Annotated in this window: 23 protein-coding genes and 1 pseudogene; 14 read left to right on the plus strand and 10 right to left on the minus strand. The window is 65.0% G+C overall.

The annotated features are described in order from the left end of the window. Positions 1 to 157: 157 nt before the first annotated feature. From QN397_RS06400 to QN397_RS06410, 3 genes are read left to right on the plus strand one after another with little or no spacing between them, the layout of a single operon-like run. Positions 158 to 760 carry a GAF domain-containing protein gene (locus tag QN397_RS06400; protein ID WP_323500435.1) on the plus strand — a complete coding sequence of 201 codons (603 nt, stop codon included), beginning with the start codon at positions 158 to 160 and terminating at the stop codon, positions 758 to 760. Positions 761 to 777: 17 nt separating this feature from the next. Beyond that, on the plus strand, positions 778 to 1,158 hold the full coding sequence (locus tag QN397_RS06405; RefSeq protein ID WP_323500436.1) for a hypothetical protein: 381 nt from the start codon (positions 778 to 780) through the stop codon (positions 1,156 to 1,158). Between the two features lie 19 nt (positions 1,159 to 1,177). After that, on the plus strand, positions 1,178 to 1,765 hold the full coding sequence (locus QN397_RS06410) for a DNA-3-methyladenine glycosylase (protein WP_323500437.1): 588 nt from the start codon (positions 1,178 to 1,180) through the stop codon (positions 1,763 to 1,765). A gap of 2 nt (positions 1,766 to 1,767) precedes the next feature. Here QN397_RS06410 and QN397_RS06415 read toward each other — a convergent pair whose 3' ends face one another. Further along, positions 1,768 to 3,033 (minus strand): MFS transporter, encoded by a 1,266-nt coding sequence (locus QN397_RS06415; protein WP_323500438.1) that lies wholly within the window; start codon positions 3,031 to 3,033, stop codon positions 1,768 to 1,770. A 156-nt stretch (positions 3,034 to 3,189) separates the two neighbouring features. On the opposite strand from QN397_RS06415, the gene QN397_RS06420 reads away from it, so the two are divergent. The 9 genes and pseudogenes from QN397_RS06420 (at position 3,190) to QN397_RS06460 (ending at position 10,887) form a co-directional block, all read left to right on the plus strand. After that, positions 3,190 to 3,960: a class II aldolase/adducin family protein gene (locus QN397_RS06420; protein ID WP_323500439.1), complete on the plus strand. Its 771-nt coding sequence runs from the start codon at positions 3,190 to 3,192 to the stop codon at positions 3,958 to 3,960. A gap of 84 nt (positions 3,961 to 4,044) precedes the next feature. Continuing rightward, positions 4,045 to 4,170: pseudogene (locus QN397_RS06425) on the plus strand (ABC transporter substrate-binding protein); the annotation flags it as partial. A 50-nt stretch (positions 4,171 to 4,220) separates the two neighbouring features. Continuing rightward, a complete protein-coding gene (locus tag QN397_RS06430) occupies positions 4,221 to 4,418 on the plus strand; it encodes a hypothetical protein (RefSeq protein WP_323500519.1) in 198 nt (65 codons plus the stop codon). Continuing rightward, a complete protein-coding gene (locus QN397_RS06435) occupies positions 4,418 to 5,356 on the plus strand; it encodes a glyoxylate/hydroxypyruvate reductase A (RefSeq protein ID WP_323500440.1) in 939 nt (312 codons plus the stop codon). The genes QN397_RS06430 and QN397_RS06435 overlap by 1 nt, the downstream gene beginning before the upstream one ends. 9 nt (positions 5,357 to 5,365) lie before the next feature. Continuing rightward, complete coding sequence (locus tag QN397_RS06440; protein WP_323500441.1) at positions 5,366 to 6,751, plus strand: aspartate aminotransferase family protein; 1,386 nt, start codon at positions 5,366 to 5,368, stop codon at positions 6,749 to 6,751. After that, positions 6,748 to 7,806, plus strand: a complete 1,059-nt coding sequence (locus QN397_RS06445; protein WP_323500442.1) for a histone deacetylase family protein — start codon at positions 6,748 to 6,750, stop codon at positions 7,804 to 7,806. Before QN397_RS06440 ends, QN397_RS06445 begins: the two co-directional genes overlap by 4 nt. Continuing rightward, positions 7,803 to 8,720 carry a DMT family transporter gene (locus QN397_RS06450; RefSeq protein WP_323500443.1) on the plus strand — a complete coding sequence of 306 codons (918 nt, stop codon included), beginning with the start codon at positions 7,803 to 7,805 and terminating at the stop codon, positions 8,718 to 8,720. The genes QN397_RS06445 and QN397_RS06450 overlap by 4 nt, the downstream gene beginning before the upstream one ends. Positions 8,721 to 8,753: 33 nt before the next feature. Next, positions 8,754 to 9,470, plus strand: a complete 717-nt coding sequence (locus tag QN397_RS06455; RefSeq protein WP_323500444.1) for a GntR family transcriptional regulator — start codon at positions 8,754 to 8,756, stop codon at positions 9,468 to 9,470. 4 nt (positions 9,471 to 9,474) lie between these two features. Continuing rightward, positions 9,475 to 10,887, plus strand: a complete 1,413-nt coding sequence (locus tag QN397_RS06460; RefSeq protein ID WP_323500445.1) for an amidase family protein — start codon at positions 9,475 to 9,477, stop codon at positions 10,885 to 10,887. Between the two features lie 48 nt (positions 10,888 to 10,935). On the opposite strand, the gene QN397_RS06465 is transcribed toward QN397_RS06460, so the two are convergent. The 4 genes from QN397_RS06465 to QN397_RS06480 all read right to left on the minus strand — a co-directional run bounded on the left by QN397_RS06465 (position 10,936) and on the right by QN397_RS06480 (position 13,291). After that, positions 10,936 to 11,232 carry a cupin domain-containing protein gene (locus tag QN397_RS06465; protein ID WP_187053665.1) on the minus strand — a complete coding sequence of 99 codons (297 nt, stop codon included), beginning with the start codon at positions 11,230 to 11,232 and terminating at the stop codon, positions 10,936 to 10,938. A 48-nt stretch (positions 11,233 to 11,280) separates the two neighbouring features. Beyond that, on the minus strand, positions 11,281 to 11,895 hold the full coding sequence (locus QN397_RS06470) for a DNA starvation/stationary phase protection protein (RefSeq protein ID WP_323500446.1): 615 nt from the start codon (positions 11,893 to 11,895) through the stop codon (positions 11,281 to 11,283). Between the two features lie 166 nt (positions 11,896 to 12,061). Beyond that, positions 12,062 to 12,895 (minus strand): transglutaminase family protein, encoded by an 834-nt coding sequence (locus tag QN397_RS06475; protein ID WP_323500447.1) that lies wholly within the window; start codon positions 12,893 to 12,895, stop codon positions 12,062 to 12,064. 78 nt (positions 12,896 to 12,973) lie between these two features. Further along, entirely contained in the window at positions 12,974 to 13,291 is a 318-nt protein-coding gene (locus QN397_RS06480; RefSeq protein WP_323500448.1) for a hypothetical protein, read from the minus strand. Between the two features lie 117 nt (positions 13,292 to 13,408). Here QN397_RS06480 and QN397_RS06485 point away from each other — a divergent pair, with 117 nt between their 5' ends. Further along, positions 13,409 to 13,660: a hypothetical protein gene (locus tag QN397_RS06485; protein ID WP_187053661.1), complete on the plus strand. Its 252-nt coding sequence runs from the start codon at positions 13,409 to 13,411 to the stop codon at positions 13,658 to 13,660. Positions 13,661 to 13,718: 58 nt separating this feature from the next. Here the strand turns inward: QN397_RS06485 and QN397_RS06490 are convergent, their stop codons facing one another. From QN397_RS06490 to QN397_RS06505, 4 genes are all read right to left on the minus strand, one after another. Further along, positions 13,719 to 13,889: a hypothetical protein gene (locus QN397_RS06490; RefSeq protein WP_187053660.1), complete on the minus strand. Its 171-nt coding sequence runs from the start codon at positions 13,887 to 13,889 to the stop codon at positions 13,719 to 13,721. A 74-nt stretch (positions 13,890 to 13,963) separates the two neighbouring features. Further along, entirely contained in the window at positions 13,964 to 15,364 is a 1,401-nt protein-coding gene (gene dbpA, locus QN397_RS06495) for an ATP-dependent RNA helicase DbpA (protein ID WP_323500449.1), read from the minus strand. A 5-nt stretch (positions 15,365 to 15,369) separates the two neighbouring features. Beyond that, complete coding sequence (gene infA / locus QN397_RS06500) at positions 15,370 to 15,633, minus strand: translation initiation factor IF-1 (RefSeq protein ID WP_187053658.1); 264 nt, start codon at positions 15,631 to 15,633, stop codon at positions 15,370 to 15,372. Between the two features lie 63 nt (positions 15,634 to 15,696). Beyond that, positions 15,697 to 15,966, minus strand: a complete 270-nt coding sequence (locus QN397_RS06505; protein ID WP_323500517.1) for a hypothetical protein — start codon at positions 15,964 to 15,966, stop codon at positions 15,697 to 15,699. 454 nt (positions 15,967 to 16,420) lie between these two features. Between QN397_RS06505 and QN397_RS06510 the strand changes: the two genes are divergently transcribed. Continuing rightward, positions 16,421 to 17,545, plus strand: coding sequence for a catalase family protein (locus tag QN397_RS06510; RefSeq protein WP_323500450.1), 1,125 nt, complete (start codon positions 16,421 to 16,423; stop codon positions 17,543 to 17,545). Between the two features lie 16 nt (positions 17,546 to 17,561). Here QN397_RS06510 and xylB read toward each other — a convergent pair whose 3' ends face one another. After that, positions 17,562 to 19,061 (minus strand): xylulokinase, encoded by a 1,500-nt coding sequence (gene xylB / locus QN397_RS06515; protein ID WP_323500451.1) that lies wholly within the window; start codon positions 19,059 to 19,061, stop codon positions 17,562 to 17,564. Positions 19,062 to 19,102: the final 41 nt, after the last annotated feature.

Here is a 19,102-nt window from a genome sequence, read left to right on the forward strand (position 1 = left end):
TTACTTGACAAGGCATGTCGGCATTTGTGCAAGCGGTGAATAAAAAAGGCTTACAGCGTGATGGTCGAATCGGGCGAATCTGTGAAATCGACATGCGATTCAGCCTCACATCGAGGGATTGCATGCGTTCAGGTTTGGCACCATCGAGCGCAAGCCTATGTACGCACTCCATCCATCCGACTACGCGCCCGATGCCTTCGAGGTGCGAGTTTCCGAATTGCTCGTTGCTACCTCCGAAGGTGGCGATCCGCTGGTGAGCAGCGCCGTGTCGGAGGTGCTCAAGTTGCTGCGCGAGAAGCTCGACATGGACGTCGTGTTCGTCTCGGAGTTCGTCGATGGCCGGCGTGTGTTTCGCCGCATCGAGGCCGATGCCGACAAGCGCATGTTCGAAGAAGGTCAGTCGCATCCGCTGGAGTCGACCTTCTGCCAGCGCGTGGTCGACGGCCGTATGCCCAACATGATCAAGGACTTTCCCAACTACGCCGGCGCAAAAGACTTGCCGAAGGTGCCGTTTCAGCTCGGAAGTTTTATGAGCGTGCCGGTGGTGCTGAGCGACGGACGCATTTACGGCACGCTGTGCTGCTTCAGCTTTGCGGTGAACGAAGAGTTGACGCAGCGCGACCTGAAAAAGCTCGAGATGTCGGCGCAGCTCACTGCGCGCCGAATCGACGAAGTGCGAGCGCGTGAGGCCGACATGGTGATGGCCAACTGGTCGCTGGAGCCCACCGACAACTTGGTGTTGTCGCGCCGAGCGCACTGAACGCCAGGGCCATGGTCATGGATCACCGCACGTTCGCCGGCTTCAGCAATGCATCGCTTCACGATAACGGGCTGAAGTTCAACCTCACCATCGACACGCTCGAAGGCCCGGTGCCGATCGAGGCTTTGGTCGCCGACATCGGAAAGATGATTCACCTGCTGTCGAAGGTCTCTTGGGCCGCCGGCCACATCCAGCGATTGCCGCAGCACTTCGAGAGCGACGGCACGCTGAGCTTGCGACCGGTAGACGCCACCGCGCTGGCAGTGGCTGCCGGCGAGCCCGGCAAGACGCTGGTGATGATGCTCGTCGGCGCCACGACGCTGGCCTATGCACTGGACACGCCGAAGCTCAAAGGTTTTTCGCAGCAGCTGCAGGCGACGGTCGAAGGGCTGGTGTAGCCTGAGTCGAGTGCTCACCATGCCATCCCGATCATCATCCGTCATCGATTTCGACGCACCCCCCGAAGAGGTCGCGCAGCACCTCATCGGCGTCACTTTGCTTGTCGACGGCGTGGGCGGGCGAATCGTCGAAACCGAGGCCTACGACCGGGACGACCCGGCCTCGCACAGCTTCAGCGGACCGACCTCGCGCAATGCCTCGATGTTCGGTTCGCCGGGTCGAGCCTACGTGTATCGCTCGTACGGCATTCACTGGTGCCTCAACTTCGTGTGCCGCGAAAAAGGGCATGGCGCCGCGGTGCTGATTCGCGCGATCGAACCGACCATGGGGCTCGACCGAATGCGTGAGCGCCGCGGGCTCGACGAGGCGCGGCTGCTGTGCGCCGGGCCGGGCCGCTTGGCGCAGGCATTGGGCATCGACGACGGTTTTAACGGCAAGCCGCTCGACGCACCACCGTTCTTGCTGATCGCGCCGCCCGATGGCGAGCCCGACGCAGTGGTCGATGCCGGTCTGCGCATCGGCATCTCGAAGGCGATCGACACGCCGTGGCGTTTCGGCGAAAAGGGCTCGCGTTTTCTGAGCAAGCCGCTCGGTCGAAAGCGCTGAGGTCAGCGAGTCAAGGCTGCGCTGTCGACTGATCCGGGCTGCGGCAACCATTTGAAGGCGGCGGCGCCCAGCAACAGCATCATCGCGATGGTCAGCAGCACCGCCAGAAATGGGTCGGTGCCGTGCGCCGTCGCCGCCGATGCGACGAGGCCCGTCAGCCACTGCATCACCGCCACACCGAGGAACATCGCCATCGTGAAGACGGCCATCGCGCGGCCCGTCATGCTGGCCGGGTAGGCGGCCTTCACGTCCGGGTACTCCAGCACGATGTAGCCCGACACCACGCCGACCAGCACCGATGCACACACGTCGAACGTGGCGCCGAGGTTGAAGGCCATGGCCGCGAAGATCGCCGCGGTCAGCAAGGTGAAGCCGATGATCCAGCGCCGCCGCTTTGCCGGGCCAGGGTCGATGCGGCCGAACAGCGGCGCGCCGAACATGCCGACCACCGACAGGGCCAGTGCGACGTTGCCGCTTTGCACCAGCGACAGCCCGTGGCGCTCGATCAGCAGCGGCCCGAGCCACAGCCCGCGCAACGAAAGGAAGGAGGCATAGGTGACGCTCGCCAGTGCCACGATGCCGATCGTGTGCGGCAGCCTGAACAATTCACCGTAGCTCCTCAAGGCGGCCAGCACTGACAGCCGCGGCAGGGGGGGTGCGCCATCGGACGATGTGGACGCCTTGGGTTCATGCACGAGAAAGAAGATCGCGAGCCAGGCCAATGCCGACATCGCACCCAATGCCAGAAAGCCGGCGCGCCACGACTGCTGCTCGATGAGCCAGGCCAGCGGCGTGCCTGTGAGCAGCAGGCCGGCCGAGCCGATGCCGAGCGCCGTGCCCGATACCGACGCGAAGCGCTCGCCCGCAAACTGGCGCGCGATGAACACCGTGCACACCAGAAACGCCGGCGCGCAGCCGATGCCGATGAGTACCTGGCCCAGCACCAGCGGCAAAAAGCTGTGCGACATCGCCGCGACGAGCGCGCCGACCATCGCCAGCGGAAAGGCGGTGAGCACCGTGCGCCGCACGCCGTACAGGTCGATGCCGATACCCATGAAGAGTTGCAGCGCTCCGAAGGCGAAATGAAACGAGCCGGCGAACAGGCCGAGCGCCTGCGCCGACAGCCCGAACTCCTTTTGCAGCGGCGGCGCCATGATCGCCGCGATCGTCCGAAACGACTGGCTCAGGCCAAAGGCCGTGGTCAGCGCCATCAACATGATCCAGGGAGACGTCGTCTTGTTCTGTGAAAGCGCCGCAGAGGAGGTCATGCAGACGGTTTTAGACGAAAACACGCACCGTATTGGTCCGATATGCGACCGGCACGCTGGCCCATAGTTTGCTAAAACGTGTTTAACGTTGACTGTCGACAGTTCGCACCAGCGACTTGGCAGCGACGCAACATCGACCCCGAAGGAGCAAAAGTCATGTCATCGAAAGATGTCTCCCCCGCAGAACGCCAAGTCCGCGAAGACCTCGCCGCCGCTTACCGCCTGGTCGCGTACTACGGCATGGACGACAGCATCTACACCCACATCTCGGCGCGGGTGCCGGGCACCGAAGACCAGTTTCTGATCAACCCGTTCGGCATGCTTTTCAGGGACATCACGGCTTCGTCGCTCGTCAAGATCGACCTCGAAGGCCGCATCCTCGACGACTCGCCTTTCGACGTGAACCCGGCCGGCTTCACCATCCACAGCGCCGTGCATTCGGCGCGGCACGACGCGGCATGCGTGCTGCATACGCACACGGTGGCGGGCGTGGCGGTGTCGTCGCTGGCGTGTGGGTTGCAGCCGTGCAACCAGTGGGCGCTGCAGTTTCACGAGCGCGTGGTCTATCACGACTTCGAGGGCATCGCGCTCGATCCGGACGAGTGCAGTCGGCTGGTCGCCGACCTGGGCCCGACCGCGCGCGCGCTCATCCTGCGCAACCACGGGTTGGTCACGCTGGGACGCAACGTGCCCGAAGCGTTCATCCTGATGCTGAACCTGGAGCGGGCCTGCCGCGTGCAGGTTGCGATCCAGTCGACCGGCTTGCCGACCCATCCGGTGTCGCCCGAGGTCTGCGAGAAGACCGCGCGGCAATACGAAAGCGGCGACAGCGTGCGCGAGGCCGGCCAGCCCGACCCCAACGGCCGCGAATGGCGCGCGATGCTGCAGCGCATCGAGCCGGCCGCGCCATCGTCGTTCCGCGATTGATCCACTCGCCTTCGCTCTTTCCCTTGTCCGAGCCTTCAGGAGTCTTCATGAAACGTCGCAACCTTATTCAAATGGGCGTCGCTGTGGCACGACGGCAAGCCCTTCACCGCCGACGACGTGGTGTTCTCGGCGGACTTGTTTTTGCACAAGACCCATGCGCGGCTGCGGGCCAACCTGGCGTCGGTCGAAAGCATCAAGGCGATCGACCCACGCCCCGCTTCATTGCCGGGAATGGCGGCGATCAATTTCTGCGTGTAGGCATGCATCACGACAACGTGCTCCGCAATCTCCGACACCTCGCCGAAGTCGTGCGTGATGAAAAGCACTGCCACATGGCGGTGATGCAGCGCGGCGTGGTGGTCGAGTACGGCGAAACGCACACGGTGTTGCGCGATCCGCAGCACGCGTACACGCGCAAGCTGATCGATGCGGTGGCCAGTGCAATGGAGGCGATCTGATGACCTGCGTCGCGTTGTTGAGCGAAGTGCTCGACATGGAATACCTCGCTACCGCGTTTCGCGAAGTCAGCCCCGGCATCGATGTGCGGCAGGGCGCCGACCTCGGTGCGCTCGACGAGATCGACATCGCGGTCTGCTGGTTTCCGCCGCACGGACAGCTGGCGCAACTTCCCAGGCTACGGCTAGCGCAATCGCTGGCCGCTGGCGTCGACCACATGCTGGCCGACGCGCAACTGCCGCGCGACGTGCCGCTGTGCCGCATCGTCGATTCGGGCATGGCCGCGGGCATGAATGCGTACGTCAGTTGGGCCGTCGTGCAGCAGCATCGCGGCATGCGCGCGTACGTCGCCAGTTCGGCAAATGGGCTTTGGCAGGAGCAGCCGGTGGTGTCACCGCGCAAGCACCGCGTCGGCATCGCGGGCATGGGCACGCTCGGCATGGCCTGCGCCGGGGCGCTCGCGACCATCGGCTACGCCGTGCGCGGCTGGAGTCGCAGTGCCAAGGCCGACTTGCCCGAGGGCGTGACCGGCTACCACGGCGCCGGTCAGCTGGACGCGTTCCTGTCGGGCTGCGACACGCTGGTCTGCCTGTTGCCGCTGACCCCGGAGACGCACGGCTTTCTCAACGCAGACCTGTTCTCGAAGTTGCCGCACGGCGCACACTTGATCAATGTCGGGCGCGGTGATCACCTGGTCGAAGCCGACCTGTTGCGAGCCTTGGAGCGGGGACAGCTCTCTGCGGCGACGCTCGATGCGTTCTCGCAGGAACCGTTGCCCGCGTCGCACCCGTTCTGGAAAGACCCGCGCATTCTCGTCACGCCGCACATCGCGACCCGCACCGACCGCCTGGTCATCGCGCAACAGACGCTGGCCAATCTGGCGGCGCTTGAACAAGGGATTCGTCCCGTCAATCAGGTCGATATCGACCGCGGCTACTGAGCACACACCATGAACGCATTCACATTGAACCCCCCAACGCATGCTGAAAACGCAGCGCACGACATCGCCTCGGTGCTGCACCCCTTTACCAATCTGGCGACGCATCCGCAGGTCGGGCCTTTCATGATCGCGCGCGGCGATGGCGTGTATGTCGAGGACGACCAGGGTCACCGTTATCTCGAAGCCATGTCGGCGCTTTGGTGTGCCTCGCTCGGCTTCAGCAACGAGCGCCTGGCCAAGGCCGGCAGCGACGCGCTGCGCACCTTGCCGTACTACCACACGTTCAACGGCCGCTCCAATGCGGCCGCCATCGCGCTCGCCGAAAAGCTGCTGGCCATGGCCCCCGTGCCGATGTCGAAAGTGTTCTTCGCCAACTCCGGTTCGGAGGCCAATGACACTGCCGTCAAGCTGGTCTGGTACTACCACAATGCCATCGGAAAGCCGGCAAAGAAAAAGATCATCGCGCGCAAGAACGCGTACCACGGCGTCACGGTTGCGGCCGCCAGCCTGAGCGGCTTGATCTCCAACCATCGCGACTTCGACCTGCCGATCGATCGCATCCTGCACGTCGATTGCCCGCACCACTGGCGCTATGCCGAAGCCGGCGAAAGCGAAGAAGACTTCGCGACACGGCTGGCCGATTCGCTCGAAAAACGCATCCTCGAAGAAGGCCCTGAAACGGTCGGTGCCTTCATTGCCGAACCGGTGATGGGCGCGGGCGGCGTCATCGTGCCGCCGGCGACGTACTTCGAGAAAATCCAGAAGGTACTGGCGAAGTACGACGTGCTGCTGATCGCCGACGAAGTGATCTGCGGGTTTTGCCGCACCGGTGAAATGTTCGGCTCGACCACCTACGGCATGAAGCCGGACATACTCACTTCGGCCAAAGCGCTGTCGTCGGGCTACGTACCGATCTCGGCAGTGCTGGTCAATGACAGGGTGCATGCCGCGGTGGCGGCCAACAGCGGAAAGATCGGCACCTTCGGCCACGGGTTCACTTACTCGGGACATCCGGTCGCGTGCGCCATCGCACTCGAAACGCTGAAGGTCTACGAAGACGAAAAGATCCTCGCGCACGTGCAGTCGCTGGTGCCGCAGTTCCAGCAAGGCTTGCAGCGTTTTGCAGCACGGCCTTTCGTCGGCGAAGTGCGAGGCGTGGGGTTCATCGGCGCTATCGAGCTGGTGCCCGATCCGGCAAAGCGCACGGCATTCGATCCCGCGAAGAAGGCGGGCGCCCGCCTGGCCCAGCTGGCGCTGGAGCAAGGACTCATCGTGCGCGCGCTGGCCGACGCGGTGGCGTTCTGCCCGCCGCTCATCATGACGCCGGTGCAGGTCGACGAGATGTTCGAGCGCTTCGATCGCGCGATGACACGCTTCGAGGCCGAGCAGGCATGAAGGCCTTCTTCACCGAAGACCAGCTGCTGCACGATCCGCAGCAGTTCATGCGGCTCGGCCGCATCATGAAGCCGACCGATCTGCCGAGCCGTGCGCATGCCTTGCGCGATGCTTTGCAGGCGCGCGGCGTCACCGTCGAAGAGCCAGCCGACTACGGCCGAGCGCCGCTCGAAGGCGTGCACAGCGTCGACTATCTGGACTACCTGGAAAGCGCCTACGGCCTGTGGCGCGCGTTGAAGATGCCGGGCGTGGAGCCGGGCATCGAGGTGCTGCCGAATCTGTCGCCGTTCTACAGCGGCGTACCCGGCGTGGCGCGGCCGCCGTGCCCGTCGCCGTCGATCGTGGCGCGCACCGGTTACTACATCAGCGACCTGTCGTGCCCCATCGGTCCTGACAGCTGGCGCTCGATCCTGCGTTCGGCGCACACCGCCGTGGCTGCAGCCGATTTGGTGCTCGCGACCGGCGATGCGGCCTATGCGCTGTGTCGGCCCTCGGGACATCACGCGCACCGCGATCGCGCCGGCGGCTTCTGCTATGTCAACAACAGCGCGACCGCAGCGCACCGGTTGTGGGAGCGCCATGGCCGGGTCGCAGTGTTCGACGTCGATGCGCACCACGGCGACGGTACGCAGAACATCTTCTATGCACGCAACGACGTGCTGACCGTGTCGACCCACGCCGACCCGGCCGGCTACTACCCGTTCTATACCGGCTATGCGCACGAGCGCGGCGCCGGCGCGGGAGAAGGCTTCAACCTGAACCTGCCGCTGCCCCACGGCACTGGCAACGACGTGTTCATGCAGGCGGTGAGCGAAGGCGTGAAAGCGGTGAGCGACTTCGCGCCCGAAGCGCTGGTACTCGCGCTCGGCTTCGACAGCTACAAGGACGATCCGATCAGCGTGCTCAGGCTCGACCTCGAAGGCTATCGCCTGATCGGCGAGAAAGTCGGCGCGCTGCGTCTGCCGACAGTGATCGTGCAGGAAGGCGGCTACCTGGTCGAAGCCATCGGGCCGGCGCTCGAGATGTTCCTCCGCGGTTTCGAGTCGGCGCGATGACGGCTTCGGTGCTGCTTTCTCGAGGTCGTGCCCCAGTAACGGGCGGCAGCAGGGCCGCGGGCATCGGCCTGTTCCTCTGCGCGCTGGTCGCCTTCGCCTCCTACGACGCGTTCTGCAAGTTCATGCTGCAGTTCTATTCGGCGCCGTTCGTCAACGTCATGCGCTATGTCGCCGTGTCGAGCATCGCGCTGGTGATGCTGCTGCGCCACGGCGACCTGCGACTGTGGCGCGCGCCACGCAAAGGCTTGCTGCTGTTGCGCGGCGCCATGCTCGCAACGGTCGCGACCTGCTTCATGACGGCGCTGATCTGGATGCCGCTGGCCGAGGCGACCTCCATCTATTTCACCGCGCCTCTGCTGATGGTCGCGCTGTCGCCCTGGCTGCTCGGCGAGCAGGTGCACCGCGCCAAGTGGATCGCAGTCATCGTCGGCTTCGGCGGCATGCTGCTCATCGTGCGGCCGGGCGGCGACTTGCCGGTGCTCGGCACCGTGCTGATGGCAGTGTCCGCCGTTTGCTACGCCATCTTCCAGTTGCTGACGCGGCGGCTTGCGGGCCTGGTGCCGAGCCCGGTGCAATACGCCTACACCGCGCTGGTCTGCTTCGTCGTGACGCTGATCCCCGCCCCGTTCTTCCTGCCGGCACAGTGGCCACCGCTCGGCGAAGTGCTGTTGCTGCTGGCCGGCGGTGCCTGCAGCGGCGCGGCGCAATGGCTGCTGCTCGCGGCCTTCGAGCGCGTCGAAGCCTCGACACTCGCTCCGCTCAACTACTTCCAGCTGCTGCTGGCGGTGGCGTTCAGCACCTTCTGGTTTCACCGCCCGCCGGACGGTCTGGCCTCTGTGGGCATCGCGCTGATCATGGCGGCGGGCATCTACATCGCGCGCACGCGGGCCGTCGCGGTCGCTCCTGCGGCGTAGCCAAGACGAAGCACCTGGAACAAAAGACAAGACATGGCCCTCTCCACCTCCCCCGACACCGCGTTCTTCGAGTCGGTCGAAGCCACCGACCTGGTCGGCCTGGTCGAAGCGCAACTGACGCGTGCCATCGTCGAAGGAAAGCTTGCCCCGGGCAGCCGCATCGTCGAAGCCGAGATCGCGCGCCGCATGGGGGTGAGCCGCGCGCCGGTGCGCGAGGCGGCGCGCCGGCTCGAACGGCAAGGCGTGCTGGTCGCGCGACCACGCCACGGCTTCGCGGTTCGCAGCATCAGCGCGCAGGAAATCGACAACCTCTACGAAGTGCGGCTGAGCCTGGAACTCACCGCAATCGAGCTGGCCTGCCGCAAGGCCGACGATGCCGGGCTGGCCCGCGTCAAGGCGTTGGTCGACGCGATGGTGCGGCACGCGCCGACGCAGCCGCAGCACGAGCGCATCGCCAGCGACTTCGAGCTGCACACGCTCATCTGCGAGCTGTCCGGCAATGCGCACCTGCACCGCATCTTTCTGAACACGCAGACCGAGATGCGCATGGTGATGGCGCTGATCGATGCGGTCTACGACGATCCGGCCACCATCGCGGCCACGCACAACCCCATCGTCGATGCGCTGCTGCGTCGCGATGCCGATGCCGCCAAGGCCGCGATGCGCGTTCACCTCGAAGACGCGTGGACGCACGTGCGCGCGCTGTTCGTGCGAAAGCACGGCCACGTTCCGGCGCCCGCCACTGCCTGACCCCATGTCCAACACCGACCCAACCGAAATCTGGCGCCTCTCCGCGTCGCGCGTCGCCACGCTCGTGCGGCAACGCAAGCTCTCTGCCCTCGAAGCCGCGCAGTCGGCACTGGCCCGGCTCGATGCCGTCAATCCCAAGCTCAACGCGGTGGTCGACCATCGGCCCGACGAAGTGCTGGCCCATGCGCGCGCCGTCGATGCCGCGCTGGCGCGTGGTGAAGATCCCGGTCCGCTCGCGGGCGTGCCGGTCACCGTCAAGATCAACATCGACCAGCAGGGCTTCGCGACCAGCAACGGCGTGAACCTGCAGAAAGAGTGGATCGCCGCCAGCAACAGCCCGGTCGTCGACAACCTGCTGAAGGCCGGCGCCGTCATCGTCGGGCGCACCAACGCGCCGGCGTTCAGCTACCGCTGGTTTACCGACAACCGCTTGCATGGGCGTACCGTCAACCCGCGCGACGCAGCGTTGACACCGGGTGGGTCGTCCGGCGGCGCTGCATCGTCGATCGCGGCCGGCATCGGCCACATCGCCCACGGCACCGACATCGCCGGCTCGATCCGCTACCCGGCGTACGCGTGCGGCATCCACGGCTTGCGGCCGTCGCTCGGTCGCGTAGCGGCCTACAACGCGGTGACGCCGGAGCGAATCATCAGCGGACAGATCACTGCGGTGTCGGGGCCGCTCGCACGGACTGTCGACGACCTGCGGCTCGCGCTCGCCGCCATGTCGGCGCCCGACCCGCGCGATCCGTGGTGGGTGCCCGCACCGCTTGTCGGGCCGGCCGCTCCGCGCTGCGTCGCGTTGTGCGTAGCGCCCGACGGCATGACGACGCAGCCCGAGGTGGTGGCCGCGTTGCGCGATGCAGCCGAGCGTTTGCGCGACGCCGGCTGGACCGTGGACGAGGTCGATGCGCTGCCGCCGATCCGCGATGCGGTGCAGGTGCAGATCGCCTTGTGGATGGGGGATGGCTACGCGGGCATGGTCGCTGCGGCGGAGCGCGAAGGCGATGCGGGCGCCATCGCTGCGCTCGCTGGGCAAGCGACCCTCGCGCAATCGATGACGCTGGAGAAGTTCTCCACCGCGCTGGTGCGGCGGGCCGCCATCACGCGGCAGTGGCAAGTATTCCTCGAGCGCTATCCGGTCGTGCTGCTGCCTGCCTGCGCGGAGCTGCCGTTCGCCGAGGATCTGGATTTGCAGGGGCCGGACGCGTATGCCCGCGTGTGGGAAGCCCAGATGACCATGATCGGCCTGCCGCTGACCGGGCTGCCGTCGCTGGTGGTGTCGACCGGCTTGGCCGGACGTGCGCCGGTCGGCGTGCAACTCGTGGCCGGGCGCTATCGCGAAGACCTGTGCCTGGCGGCTGGCGAAGCGATCGAGGCACGCGGTGTGCCACCGATGCCGATCGACCCGCAATGAGCTAAGCCGAGCCGAGTTGGCCGAGCAACGTTCGGCCCGACCCGGCAGCTACTTCAATTCGATCTCGATGAACACGAACTCATGCTCGTTCGGGTTCACCACGTTGTGCTCGACGCCGGTGAGCCGCGTGTACGAAACGCCGGCCGTCAGCGGGCTGCGTAATTCTCCTTGCGGCGTTTCGAGCAGCAGCGACGCGGTGGTCATCGGCACCACCACGTAGTCCATGCCGTGGCGGTGCCAACCGGTTTCAGCGCCGGGCGCGAAGCGCCATTCGGTGACCTTGACGCGGTCGTTCTCGAGTTGAACCGTGGGGACCGCCTGGGGTCGTGAAGAGGTTGAAGTCATGTCGTCGATCGGCTGCAAGCTTCGTGCCTCCCAGGCGCAGCTCACCCGTTACGCGGTGACGGGCGAAGCCGCGACCAGATGCTCCGTCAGGAACCAGACCTGCAACTCATTGGTGCGCAGCACGTTCGACACGAACACGTCGTTGCTGCCGTCGTCGCCCGCGTCGTCGACCTTCTTGGCCGCGTCACGTGCGCCAATGATGATCATCTCGTGCGCTTCCGCCAGACGGCGAATCTGCACTGCAGCCGGCTCGCGACCGCGCGGCGGACGCGCGATCTTGGTGCTCTCGGCGACGTCGGCGGCCATGGCCAGCGCGATGCCGCCAAGCAGCTGGATGCGCTCGGCCAGGATGTCGACCAGCAGCACCTGTGCTTCGAAATGCTGGTCGTACATCAGGTGCAGCTGGTTGAAGGTCGGGCCGACCACTTGCCAGTGATGTTTCTTGTACATGTCGCGCAAGGTGATGGTGTCCGCCAGGCATTGGTTCAGCAGCGCGACGCTTTCCTTGCAAACCTTTTCGCTCAAGCCGTTCGGCAGCTTGACGATCTCGCCGTACTTTTGCGTCTCGTGCGATTCCTGGTGCAGGTTGGGTTGCACGGCGGTCGCGCGCGCGGTGGCGGGTGCGGCAGGCAGGGATTTGGAAGTTGGACTTTTGCTGACCATGAAAATCTCCGGAGGGCGGTTTGGAACGACTTTCGGTTTTAGACGGCCGCCTGGATGGCGGGCGTAGGCCGGCGGGCCGACCACGCGCACGATGAAACGCAAGCCTAGCGTCGTCAGCGCTTCACGCATGCCACGGCTGCCACTATCACCGTGTCGTGGCCGCCCTTCAAGACGTTTGCCGAGATTGCAGTTGCTGGTGCTGCGTTCCGTCGCCCAGGTCGACCTGTTCGACAGTGACCACCATCTCACCCATCTCGAGCGGCCCGTAGTTGGAGATGAACGCCACGTCGGCCGCATCGCGTCCGTAGGCCACCACGATGCGGCCACCGCGCGGTGCGTCCTGCGTTGCATCGAAGGTGTACCAGCGACCGCCGACGAAGGCCTCGAACCAGGCGTGCATGTCCATGGGATCGAGGCGGTAAAGATAGCCGACCACCAGCCGTGCCGGGATGCGCAGGCTGCGCGTCAGGCCGATCCCGACGTGCGAGAAATCGCGGCACACGCCGGCGCCGTCGTTGAGCGAGTCGAGCGCATCGGTGGCGCCGTTGCTCACGCCGTAGCGATACTGGAGGTTGGTGTGAATCCAAGAGCGAATCGCCTCGACCTGCGCATAGCCGGGCTCGGCGTTACCGACGATCTGGCGTGCACGATCTTCCATCTTGTCGGACGGGCAATAGCGGCTTTGCAGCAGGTACTGCAGCGCGTCGAAGGGAAGGTCCTCGATGGGGGTTGCCATCGCGTCGGGCGCCACCGCGATGTGGTCTTCGGCCTCCATCACCATCTCGACTTCGATGCGCATGTCGCCCTGCGGGATCTTCATGCGCTGGCAGAGGTTGCCGTAGCTGTCGACGTACTCGGTGGTCTGCACCCACGGGTGCAGGTCGTAGCGCTCGCTGACCATCCATTGCGCGTCACCGCTGCGGGGCCGCAGCATGGCGACCACCGGGCAGTCGGCTTCGGTGGCAGTCACGGTCATCTTGCAGCTGGCTTGGAGCCTCATCGGTCGCTTTCGTTGGACGGCGGGATTCGGGGAGCGATGACTATCGTCGGGCTGCGCCCGCGCCTGCGCAGTAGCCGGTCAACCGGCGCCGGAGGCTTCCGGCGCGCGCCAGCCGAGCAGCTCGGCGAGGCGATGGACGATCCAGCCAGCCTCTGGGGCCGACACACCCGATTCAGGCGTGGCCAGCCCCGCTTGAATGCGCCGAAGGATGTCGGCTTCGTCGGGGACTTCGGTGTGATGCTGAATCTGCGCATGCCCGACGAGATGGTTCGCCAGGTCCTCGCAGATGTCGTAGCGCTGCCTCAATACGCCGATCGGCTCGCGCAGGCGCTGCCTCGCGTCCGTGTAAATCCCGAAGAAGGAGGCAGGAATATCGATCTGGTAGTCGTCTGACATCAGGGGGTTATAGCCTCGTTCTGGCGCCGTACTCGGGCGTTCCGTGAACTAGGTCCTATCGCGGCGAGCCGGTCAGGAATACAAATACAACCTTCCTTATCGAAATGTAAAAAGAACATGGTCGACGCCAACGGCATTGCACTCGTCGTGAATGAGCCCGCCCCCGGACGGTTCTATTGGGTCCTGCAAAAGCAGGACATCGACGACGGCTCGGCCGTCGATACCGCCTCGGCGCCGCTGCCCAGCTATGGCCTGGCCATGATGGCCGGCATGTTCGCCCTGCAGCGCCGGCGTGGCTTCTTCAGCCGCCGCCCGGCCCGAGAGTCCTACGAATCGCGAACCGACTTCGGGCCGACGACGATCCAATGACGAAACGCGCCCGTGGGCGCGTTTCGAAGGGTTTGCAGCAAGACTGCAAAAGGTCGGTTTAGCCGCCCTTTTTGGCCCGCTTGCCCGGGTTCTTTTTGCTGCGCGTGGCCTTGCCGCGCTCGAGGCTGACCTTTTGGCCGCCACCGGTTTTAGGCAAGGTCGAGCCGGCCACCGGGGTCGGCTTGGGAGTGGCGACGCGGTCGGCTTCGGTGCGAATGATCTTGGGCATGAAAAGCTCAGGTAAAAAGTGTTCGAGGCGTGATTAGGCCACACTGGGGGAATGCACCCTGTGACCGGGTGGGCTCAGCCTTCCAGCAGCCGCACTCTGACGCTCTTGCCCTTGACGCGGCCACCCGACAGCTTCTGCGCCGCCTCGTGAGCGATGCCGCGCTCGACCGCGACGTAAGTCGAGAATTCGTTGACGTTGATCTTGCCGATCTGCTCCTTGGCATAGCCGCAGTCGCCCGTCAGCGCGCCGAGCACGTCGCCGGCGCGGATCTTCTCCTTGCGGCCGCCGACGATCTGCAGCGTGGCCATGGGCGGCCGCAGCGCTGCACCGACGCCGGGAGTGAGTTCCGACAGCGGATGCCATTCGGACTCGCGTCCCTGCAGTTGCTCGATCTTTCCGACGCTGCCCATCTCGCTCATGCTGGCGAGATTGAGCGCCAAGCCCTCGGCGCCGGCGCGGCCAGTGCGGCCGACGCGATGGATATGGATCTCCGAATCGGGCGTCACGTCGACGTTGATCACCGCTTCGAGCTGCGCGATGTCGAGGCCGCGCGCGGCCACATCGGTCGCGACCAGTATCGAGGCGCTGCGGTTCGAAAACTGCACCAGCACCTGGTCGCGCTCGCGTTGCTCCAACTCGCCGAACAGGGCCAGCGCACTGAAGCCTTGCGCCTGCAGCACCTGAACCAGATCGCGGCATTGCTGCTTGGTGTTGCAGAAAGCGAGCGTGCTTTGCGGCCGGAAATGGTCGAGCAGCAAGCTCACCGCATGCAGCCGGTCGCTGTCCTTGACTTCGTACCAGCGCTGGCGGATTTGCGTGCCTTCATGCTGTGCCTGCACCGTGATCTGCAGCGGCGCCTTCATGAACTGGGCGCTGAGCTTGGCGATGCCTTCAGGGTAGGTCGCTGAAAAGAGCAGCGTCTGGCGCTCTTTCGGGCACTGCCGCACGACCTTGGCGATGTCTTCGAAAAAGCCCATGTCGAGCATGCGATCGGCCTCATCGAGCACCAGCGTGTTCAGCGCGTCGAGACTCAGGTTGCCACGGTCCAGATGGTCCATGATCCGGCCCGGCGTGCCGACCACGATGTGCGCGCCGTGCTCCAGACTGGCGATCTGCCCGCGCAATGCAACACCGCCGCAGAGTGTGACCACCTTGATGTTCTCTTCGGCGCGCGCCAACCGGCGGATTTCGGTCGTGACCTGGTCGGCGAGTTCGCGCGTCGGACACAGCACCATCGCCTGGATGGCGAAGCGTCGCGGATTGAGATTGGCGAGGAGTGCGAGGGCAAAGGCGGCTGTCTTGCCGCTGCCGGTCTTGGCCTGAGCGATCAGGTCTTTGCCGAGGAGCGCCGGAGGCAGGCTGGCAGCCTGGATCGGCGTCATTTCCTTGTAGCCGAGCTGGTCGAGATTCGCCAGCATCTGCGGCGTGAGCGGCAGGGTGGCGAACCCGGTGGACGGATTCGTCACTTGGGTCACGGGAGTTAGCGGCGCTGCGCGCCGTTGTTGACGGGCGGTGGACCCCGACGTTCCAGATGGCGGAACGTGATCCGGCCCTTGGTCAGATCGTACGGCGACAGCTCGAGCGACACCTTGTCGCCCGCCAGAATGCGGATGTGGTGCTTGCGCATCTTGCCGCCGCTGTAGGCGATCAATTGATGACCGTTGTCCAGCGTTACGCGATAGCGCGAGTCGGGCAGCACTTCGGTCACTGCGCCGTTCATTTCGATGAGTTCTTCTTTGGCCATTGATTTACCTCAAAAAACGGTGTCTGTTGGAGATGGAAAACGGTTGTCGGACGATGGTCGGGCTCAGCTTGCGAAGTGACCTGGCGCAGGCTGATGAGTTGGCCGTGCCGGATGGCGTTCGCTGACCCAGCCGAGGCCCTGGTCGACGGCATAGCGCACGGCGGCGGCATGGCTGGCAAATCGTGGCGTGAAGCGCATGACGCGGTCATGCATACCGCTTCCGCGGCCCGAGCGAATAGAAACCGACGCGGCGAAACGCCCGTCGTCTTGAGAGTGAATCAGCGGTGAAACGAGGTACTTGCCCACTGCAATATTATGTTGAACGATGTCCATGAAGCCTTGACGACACGCAACATCGCGTGCGCCGAAAAAATTGAAAAACGAGGCGTGGGCCGGCCGGAAATGACGCGGCGGACGCGCAATTCGCTTCAACAAGAACGAAGGCAGTGGTGACAATCATGGGCGCCGGGTCTGGCGCTCCAACACACTGTAGAGCCGGCTTGAGATGAGGGCCTTGGCGAGTCCGGAGATCAATTCCATGAACTCCGGGAACGCGCCGGGCCAGCCAGCAAGATGACGAAAGTGCTTCGTCGTGGTATCGAAACGAACTCACCATTATAGGCGAATGGCCAACATTGCTGCTTGACTTGCTACGGAACTTGGGGTTTGGGGCGGGTTCCATGACGGATGGCACGCATTGGTGTGGCGCTCCTACATCGCATCGCATACCGCGTCGGTCGAATAGGCAGCGCATAGCTGCTTAGCGACACCCAACGAAAAGCCATCGATGAACGATTTCTCCACCTTGTCTATCAAGCCGGTTCTTTTTTCACCTGCCGTCGAGGTGCCGAAGTCAGACGAGCTGCAAACGCAGGCCGACCTGGTCGACACCTTGCTGGGCATGTCGAAAACCATGGCAGACAGCACCGGCCATGCGCTGCGCGCCGTGCACGCCAAGAGCCACGGCCTGCTCCGCGGCGAACTGCGTGTTGTCGAAGGCCTGCCTCCCGAGTTGGCTCAGGGCATCTTTTTAGCGCCGCGCAGCTACCCGGTGGTGCTCAGAATTTCGACGCCCCCCGCTGAAGTGCTCGACGACCGCGTATCCCTGCCGCGCGGCATGGCGATCAAGGTGATCGGCGTCGAGGGCGAGCGCGTCGCGGGGTCTGAAGGTGACAGCACTCAGGACTTTCTGTTCGTCGACGGCCCGGTGTTTGCCGCGCCGGACGCCAAAGGCTTTCTTAAAAACCTCAAGCTGCTTGCTGGCACCACCGACAAGGCGCCGACGGCCAAGCGAGTTTTGTCGAGCGTATTGCAGGGTGTCGAGAAAGCGATCGAAGCGGTCGGCGGCCAGAGCAGCACGCTCATTTCGATGGGCGGCCATGCCGAAACGCACCCGCTCGGCGCGACGTTCTTCACGCAGGTGCCGATCCGCTATGGCGCCTACATCGCCAAGCTGCAATTGGCGCCGGTGTCGCCGGACCTGCGCGCGCTCGAAAACGCACCGATGGACCTTGACGGCAAGCCGGATGGCACACGTGAAGCGGTCGCCGATTTCTTGCGGGCTCATACGGGCGAGCCGGCCGAATGGGAGTTGCGCGTGCAGCTGTGTACCGATCTCGAGAAGATGCCGATCGAAGATGCGTCAATTGAGTGGCCGCAGGACTTGAGCCCTTTCATTGCCGTTGCACGACTGACGCTCGATGCGCAAGAGGGATGGAGCGCCGCGCTGTCCCGCGAGATCGACGATGGCATGGCGTTCAATCCGTGGCACGCGCTGGCAGCGCACCAGCCGCTCGGCGGCGTCATGCGGGCACGCAAGGTGGCTTATGCCGCCTCGTCGCAATTTCGTGGCGAGCGCACCGGGTGCCCGATGCACGAGCCGCGTATTCCGAATTCCTCGAGCGCTTCCTGAGCGACGGGGCCTGCGGTCAGTCTCCTTCAGACTTCTGCTGCCCTGCGGTCGACAGGCGCTGCATCTCGGGCTTGAGGGTCCGATAGAGCCGCTGATATTGCGCATGGCGCCCGGCCAGTTCGGCGGTGCGCGCCGGGTTCGGCGCGAAGCTGTCTTGCAAGGCCGGTGCGACACAGATATCGGCAACCGCCTCCCCCGTTCTCGCCAGGCGTGCGAGTCGTGCCGCACCCAACGCGGCACCCACTTCACCGCCGCTGCGTCGATCCAGCGTGCGGCCCAGCACATCGGCGAGCAGTTGTGCCCACGCGGCGCTGCGCGAGCCGCCCCCGACCAGCGTCACGCTGTCGATCTGCGCGCCGCCGGCCATCAGCGCCTGTTGCCCATCGAGAAACGAGAAGGCCACGCCCTCCAGCACGGCATAGGCGAGGTGGCCGCGGGTGTGATCGTGCGTCAGACCGAAGAAAACACCCGACGCGTACGGATCGTTGTGCGGTGTGCGCTCGCCAGACAGGTATGGCAAGAACAGCGGCGTGGCGGCGCCATCCGGAAGCGCCTCGGCTTCGCTGACAAGCTGCGCTTCGTCGGTCGCGTGCGTGAGGCGCCGTAGCCAGCCGAGGCAACTCGCCGCCGACAGCATCACGCTCATCTGATGCCAGGTGCCCGGAAACGCGTGGCAGAAGGCGTGCACCGCACTTTCGGGGTTGGGGGAGTAAGCCGCGTTCGCCACGAAGTAGACCCCCGAGGTGCCCAGAGACAGGAACGCAGTGCCAGGTGCCGTCACGCCCAGGCCGGCCGCGCTTGCTGCGTTGTCGCCCGCGCCGCCCGCCACCACCACATCGGCCTGCAGACCGAGCTGCGAGGCGACGGTGGGCAGCAACGTACCACTGGCCTCGCTGCCTTCGACGAGGCGCGGCATCTGCGATCGATCGAGGTGCGTGGCGGACAGCATGGTGTCGGACCAGTCGCGTGCCGCCACGTCGAGCCACAGCGTGCCTGCCGAATCCGACATGTCGGACACCGCTTGGCCAGTGAGCTTCAAGCGAACGAAGTCTTTTGGCAGCAGCACCCGGGCTACCTGCGCAAATATCTCCGGCTCGTTCTGTTCGACCCAAATGAGCTTCGGTGCGGTGAAGCCCGGCATCGCGATGTTGCCGGTGATGCGACGGCTCTCGGGCGCGCGGCGTTCGAGTTCGGCGCATTGCGCGTGGCTGCGGCCGTCGTTCCACAAGATGGCCGGACGCAGCACGCGGTCTTGCGCGTCGAGCAGCGTGGCGCCATGCATGTGACCCGACAACCCGATTCCGCGCGTGGCCGCGTACTCCTTCGGGTGGTGCTCCTTGAGCTTGCCCAGCGCGACCTGCGTGGCGCTCCACCAGTCTTCGGGCGCCTGCTCCGACCACAGCCGATGCGGTCGAGAAATAGCCACTGCCGCGCTAGCCTGACCGATCACGCGCTGCGCGTCGTCGACCAGGACGACCTTGACCTCCGACGTGCCGATGTCGATGCCGATATCCATGCTTTGCCTCCGTGATTCAAAACGTTGTCCGCGCTGATGAA

Source organism: Variovorax sp. RTB1 (assembly GCF_035018765.1).
Taxonomy (GTDB): domain Bacteria; phylum Pseudomonadota; class Gammaproteobacteria; order Burkholderiales; family Burkholderiaceae_C; genus Variovorax.

Excerpts from the sequence above, each read along its gene's own strand:
- QN397_RS06400 (WP_323500435.1), top strand. The coding sequence starts at position 158 with ATGTACGCACTCCATCCATCCGACTACGCGCCCGATGCCTTCGAGGTG.
- QN397_RS06405 (WP_323500436.1), top strand. The coding sequence starts at position 778 with ATGGATCACCGCACGTTCGCCGGCTTCAGCAATGCATCGCTTCACGAT.
- QN397_RS06410 (WP_323500437.1), top strand. The coding sequence starts at position 1,178 with ATGCCATCCCGATCATCATCCGTCATCGATTTCGACGCACCCCCCGAA.
- QN397_RS06415 (WP_323500438.1), bottom strand. The coding sequence starts at position 3,033 with ATGACCTCCTCTGCGGCGCTTTCACAGAACAAGACGACGTCTCCCTGG.
- QN397_RS06420 (WP_323500439.1), top strand. The coding sequence starts at position 3,190 with ATGTCATCGAAAGATGTCTCCCCCGCAGAACGCCAAGTCCGCGAAGAC.
- QN397_RS06430 (WP_323500519.1), top strand. The coding sequence starts at position 4,221 with ATGCATCACGACAACGTGCTCCGCAATCTCCGACACCTCGCCGAAGTC.
- QN397_RS06435 (WP_323500440.1), top strand. The coding sequence starts at position 4,418 with ATGACCTGCGTCGCGTTGTTGAGCGAAGTGCTCGACATGGAATACCTC.
- QN397_RS06440 (WP_323500441.1), top strand. The coding sequence starts at position 5,366 with ATGAACGCATTCACATTGAACCCCCCAACGCATGCTGAAAACGCAGCG.
- QN397_RS06445 (WP_323500442.1), top strand. The coding sequence starts at position 6,748 with ATGAAGGCCTTCTTCACCGAAGACCAGCTGCTGCACGATCCGCAGCAG.
- QN397_RS06450 (WP_323500443.1), top strand. The coding sequence starts at position 7,803 with ATGACGGCTTCGGTGCTGCTTTCTCGAGGTCGTGCCCCAGTAACGGGC.
- QN397_RS06455 (WP_323500444.1), top strand. The coding sequence starts at position 8,754 with ATGGCCCTCTCCACCTCCCCCGACACCGCGTTCTTCGAGTCGGTCGAA.
- QN397_RS06460 (WP_323500445.1), top strand. The coding sequence starts at position 9,475 with ATGTCCAACACCGACCCAACCGAAATCTGGCGCCTCTCCGCGTCGCGC.
- QN397_RS06465 (WP_187053665.1), bottom strand. The coding sequence starts at position 11,232 with ATGACTTCAACCTCTTCACGACCCCAGGCGGTCCCCACGGTTCAACTC.
- QN397_RS06470 (WP_323500446.1), bottom strand. The coding sequence starts at position 11,895 with ATGGTCAGCAAAAGTCCAACTTCCAAATCCCTGCCTGCCGCACCCGCC.
- QN397_RS06475 (WP_323500447.1), bottom strand. The coding sequence starts at position 12,895 with ATGAGGCTCCAAGCCAGCTGCAAGATGACCGTGACTGCCACCGAAGCC.
- QN397_RS06480 (WP_323500448.1), bottom strand. The coding sequence starts at position 13,291 with ATGTCAGACGACTACCAGATCGATATTCCTGCCTCCTTCTTCGGGATT.
- QN397_RS06485 (WP_187053661.1), top strand. The coding sequence starts at position 13,409 with ATGGTCGACGCCAACGGCATTGCACTCGTCGTGAATGAGCCCGCCCCC.
- QN397_RS06490 (WP_187053660.1), bottom strand. The coding sequence starts at position 13,889 with ATGCCCAAGATCATTCGCACCGAAGCCGACCGCGTCGCCACTCCCAAG.
- infA (WP_187053658.1), bottom strand. The coding sequence starts at position 15,633 with ATGGCCAAAGAAGAACTCATCGAAATGAACGGCGCAGTGACCGAAGTG.
- QN397_RS06505 (WP_323500517.1), bottom strand. The coding sequence starts at position 15,966 with ATGGACATCGTTCAACATAATATTGCAGTGGGCAAGTACCTCGTTTCA.
- QN397_RS06510 (WP_323500450.1), top strand. The coding sequence starts at position 16,421 with ATGAACGATTTCTCCACCTTGTCTATCAAGCCGGTTCTTTTTTCACCT.
- xylB (WP_323500451.1), bottom strand. The coding sequence starts at position 19,061 with ATGGATATCGGCATCGACATCGGCACGTCGGAGGTCAAGGTCGTCCTG.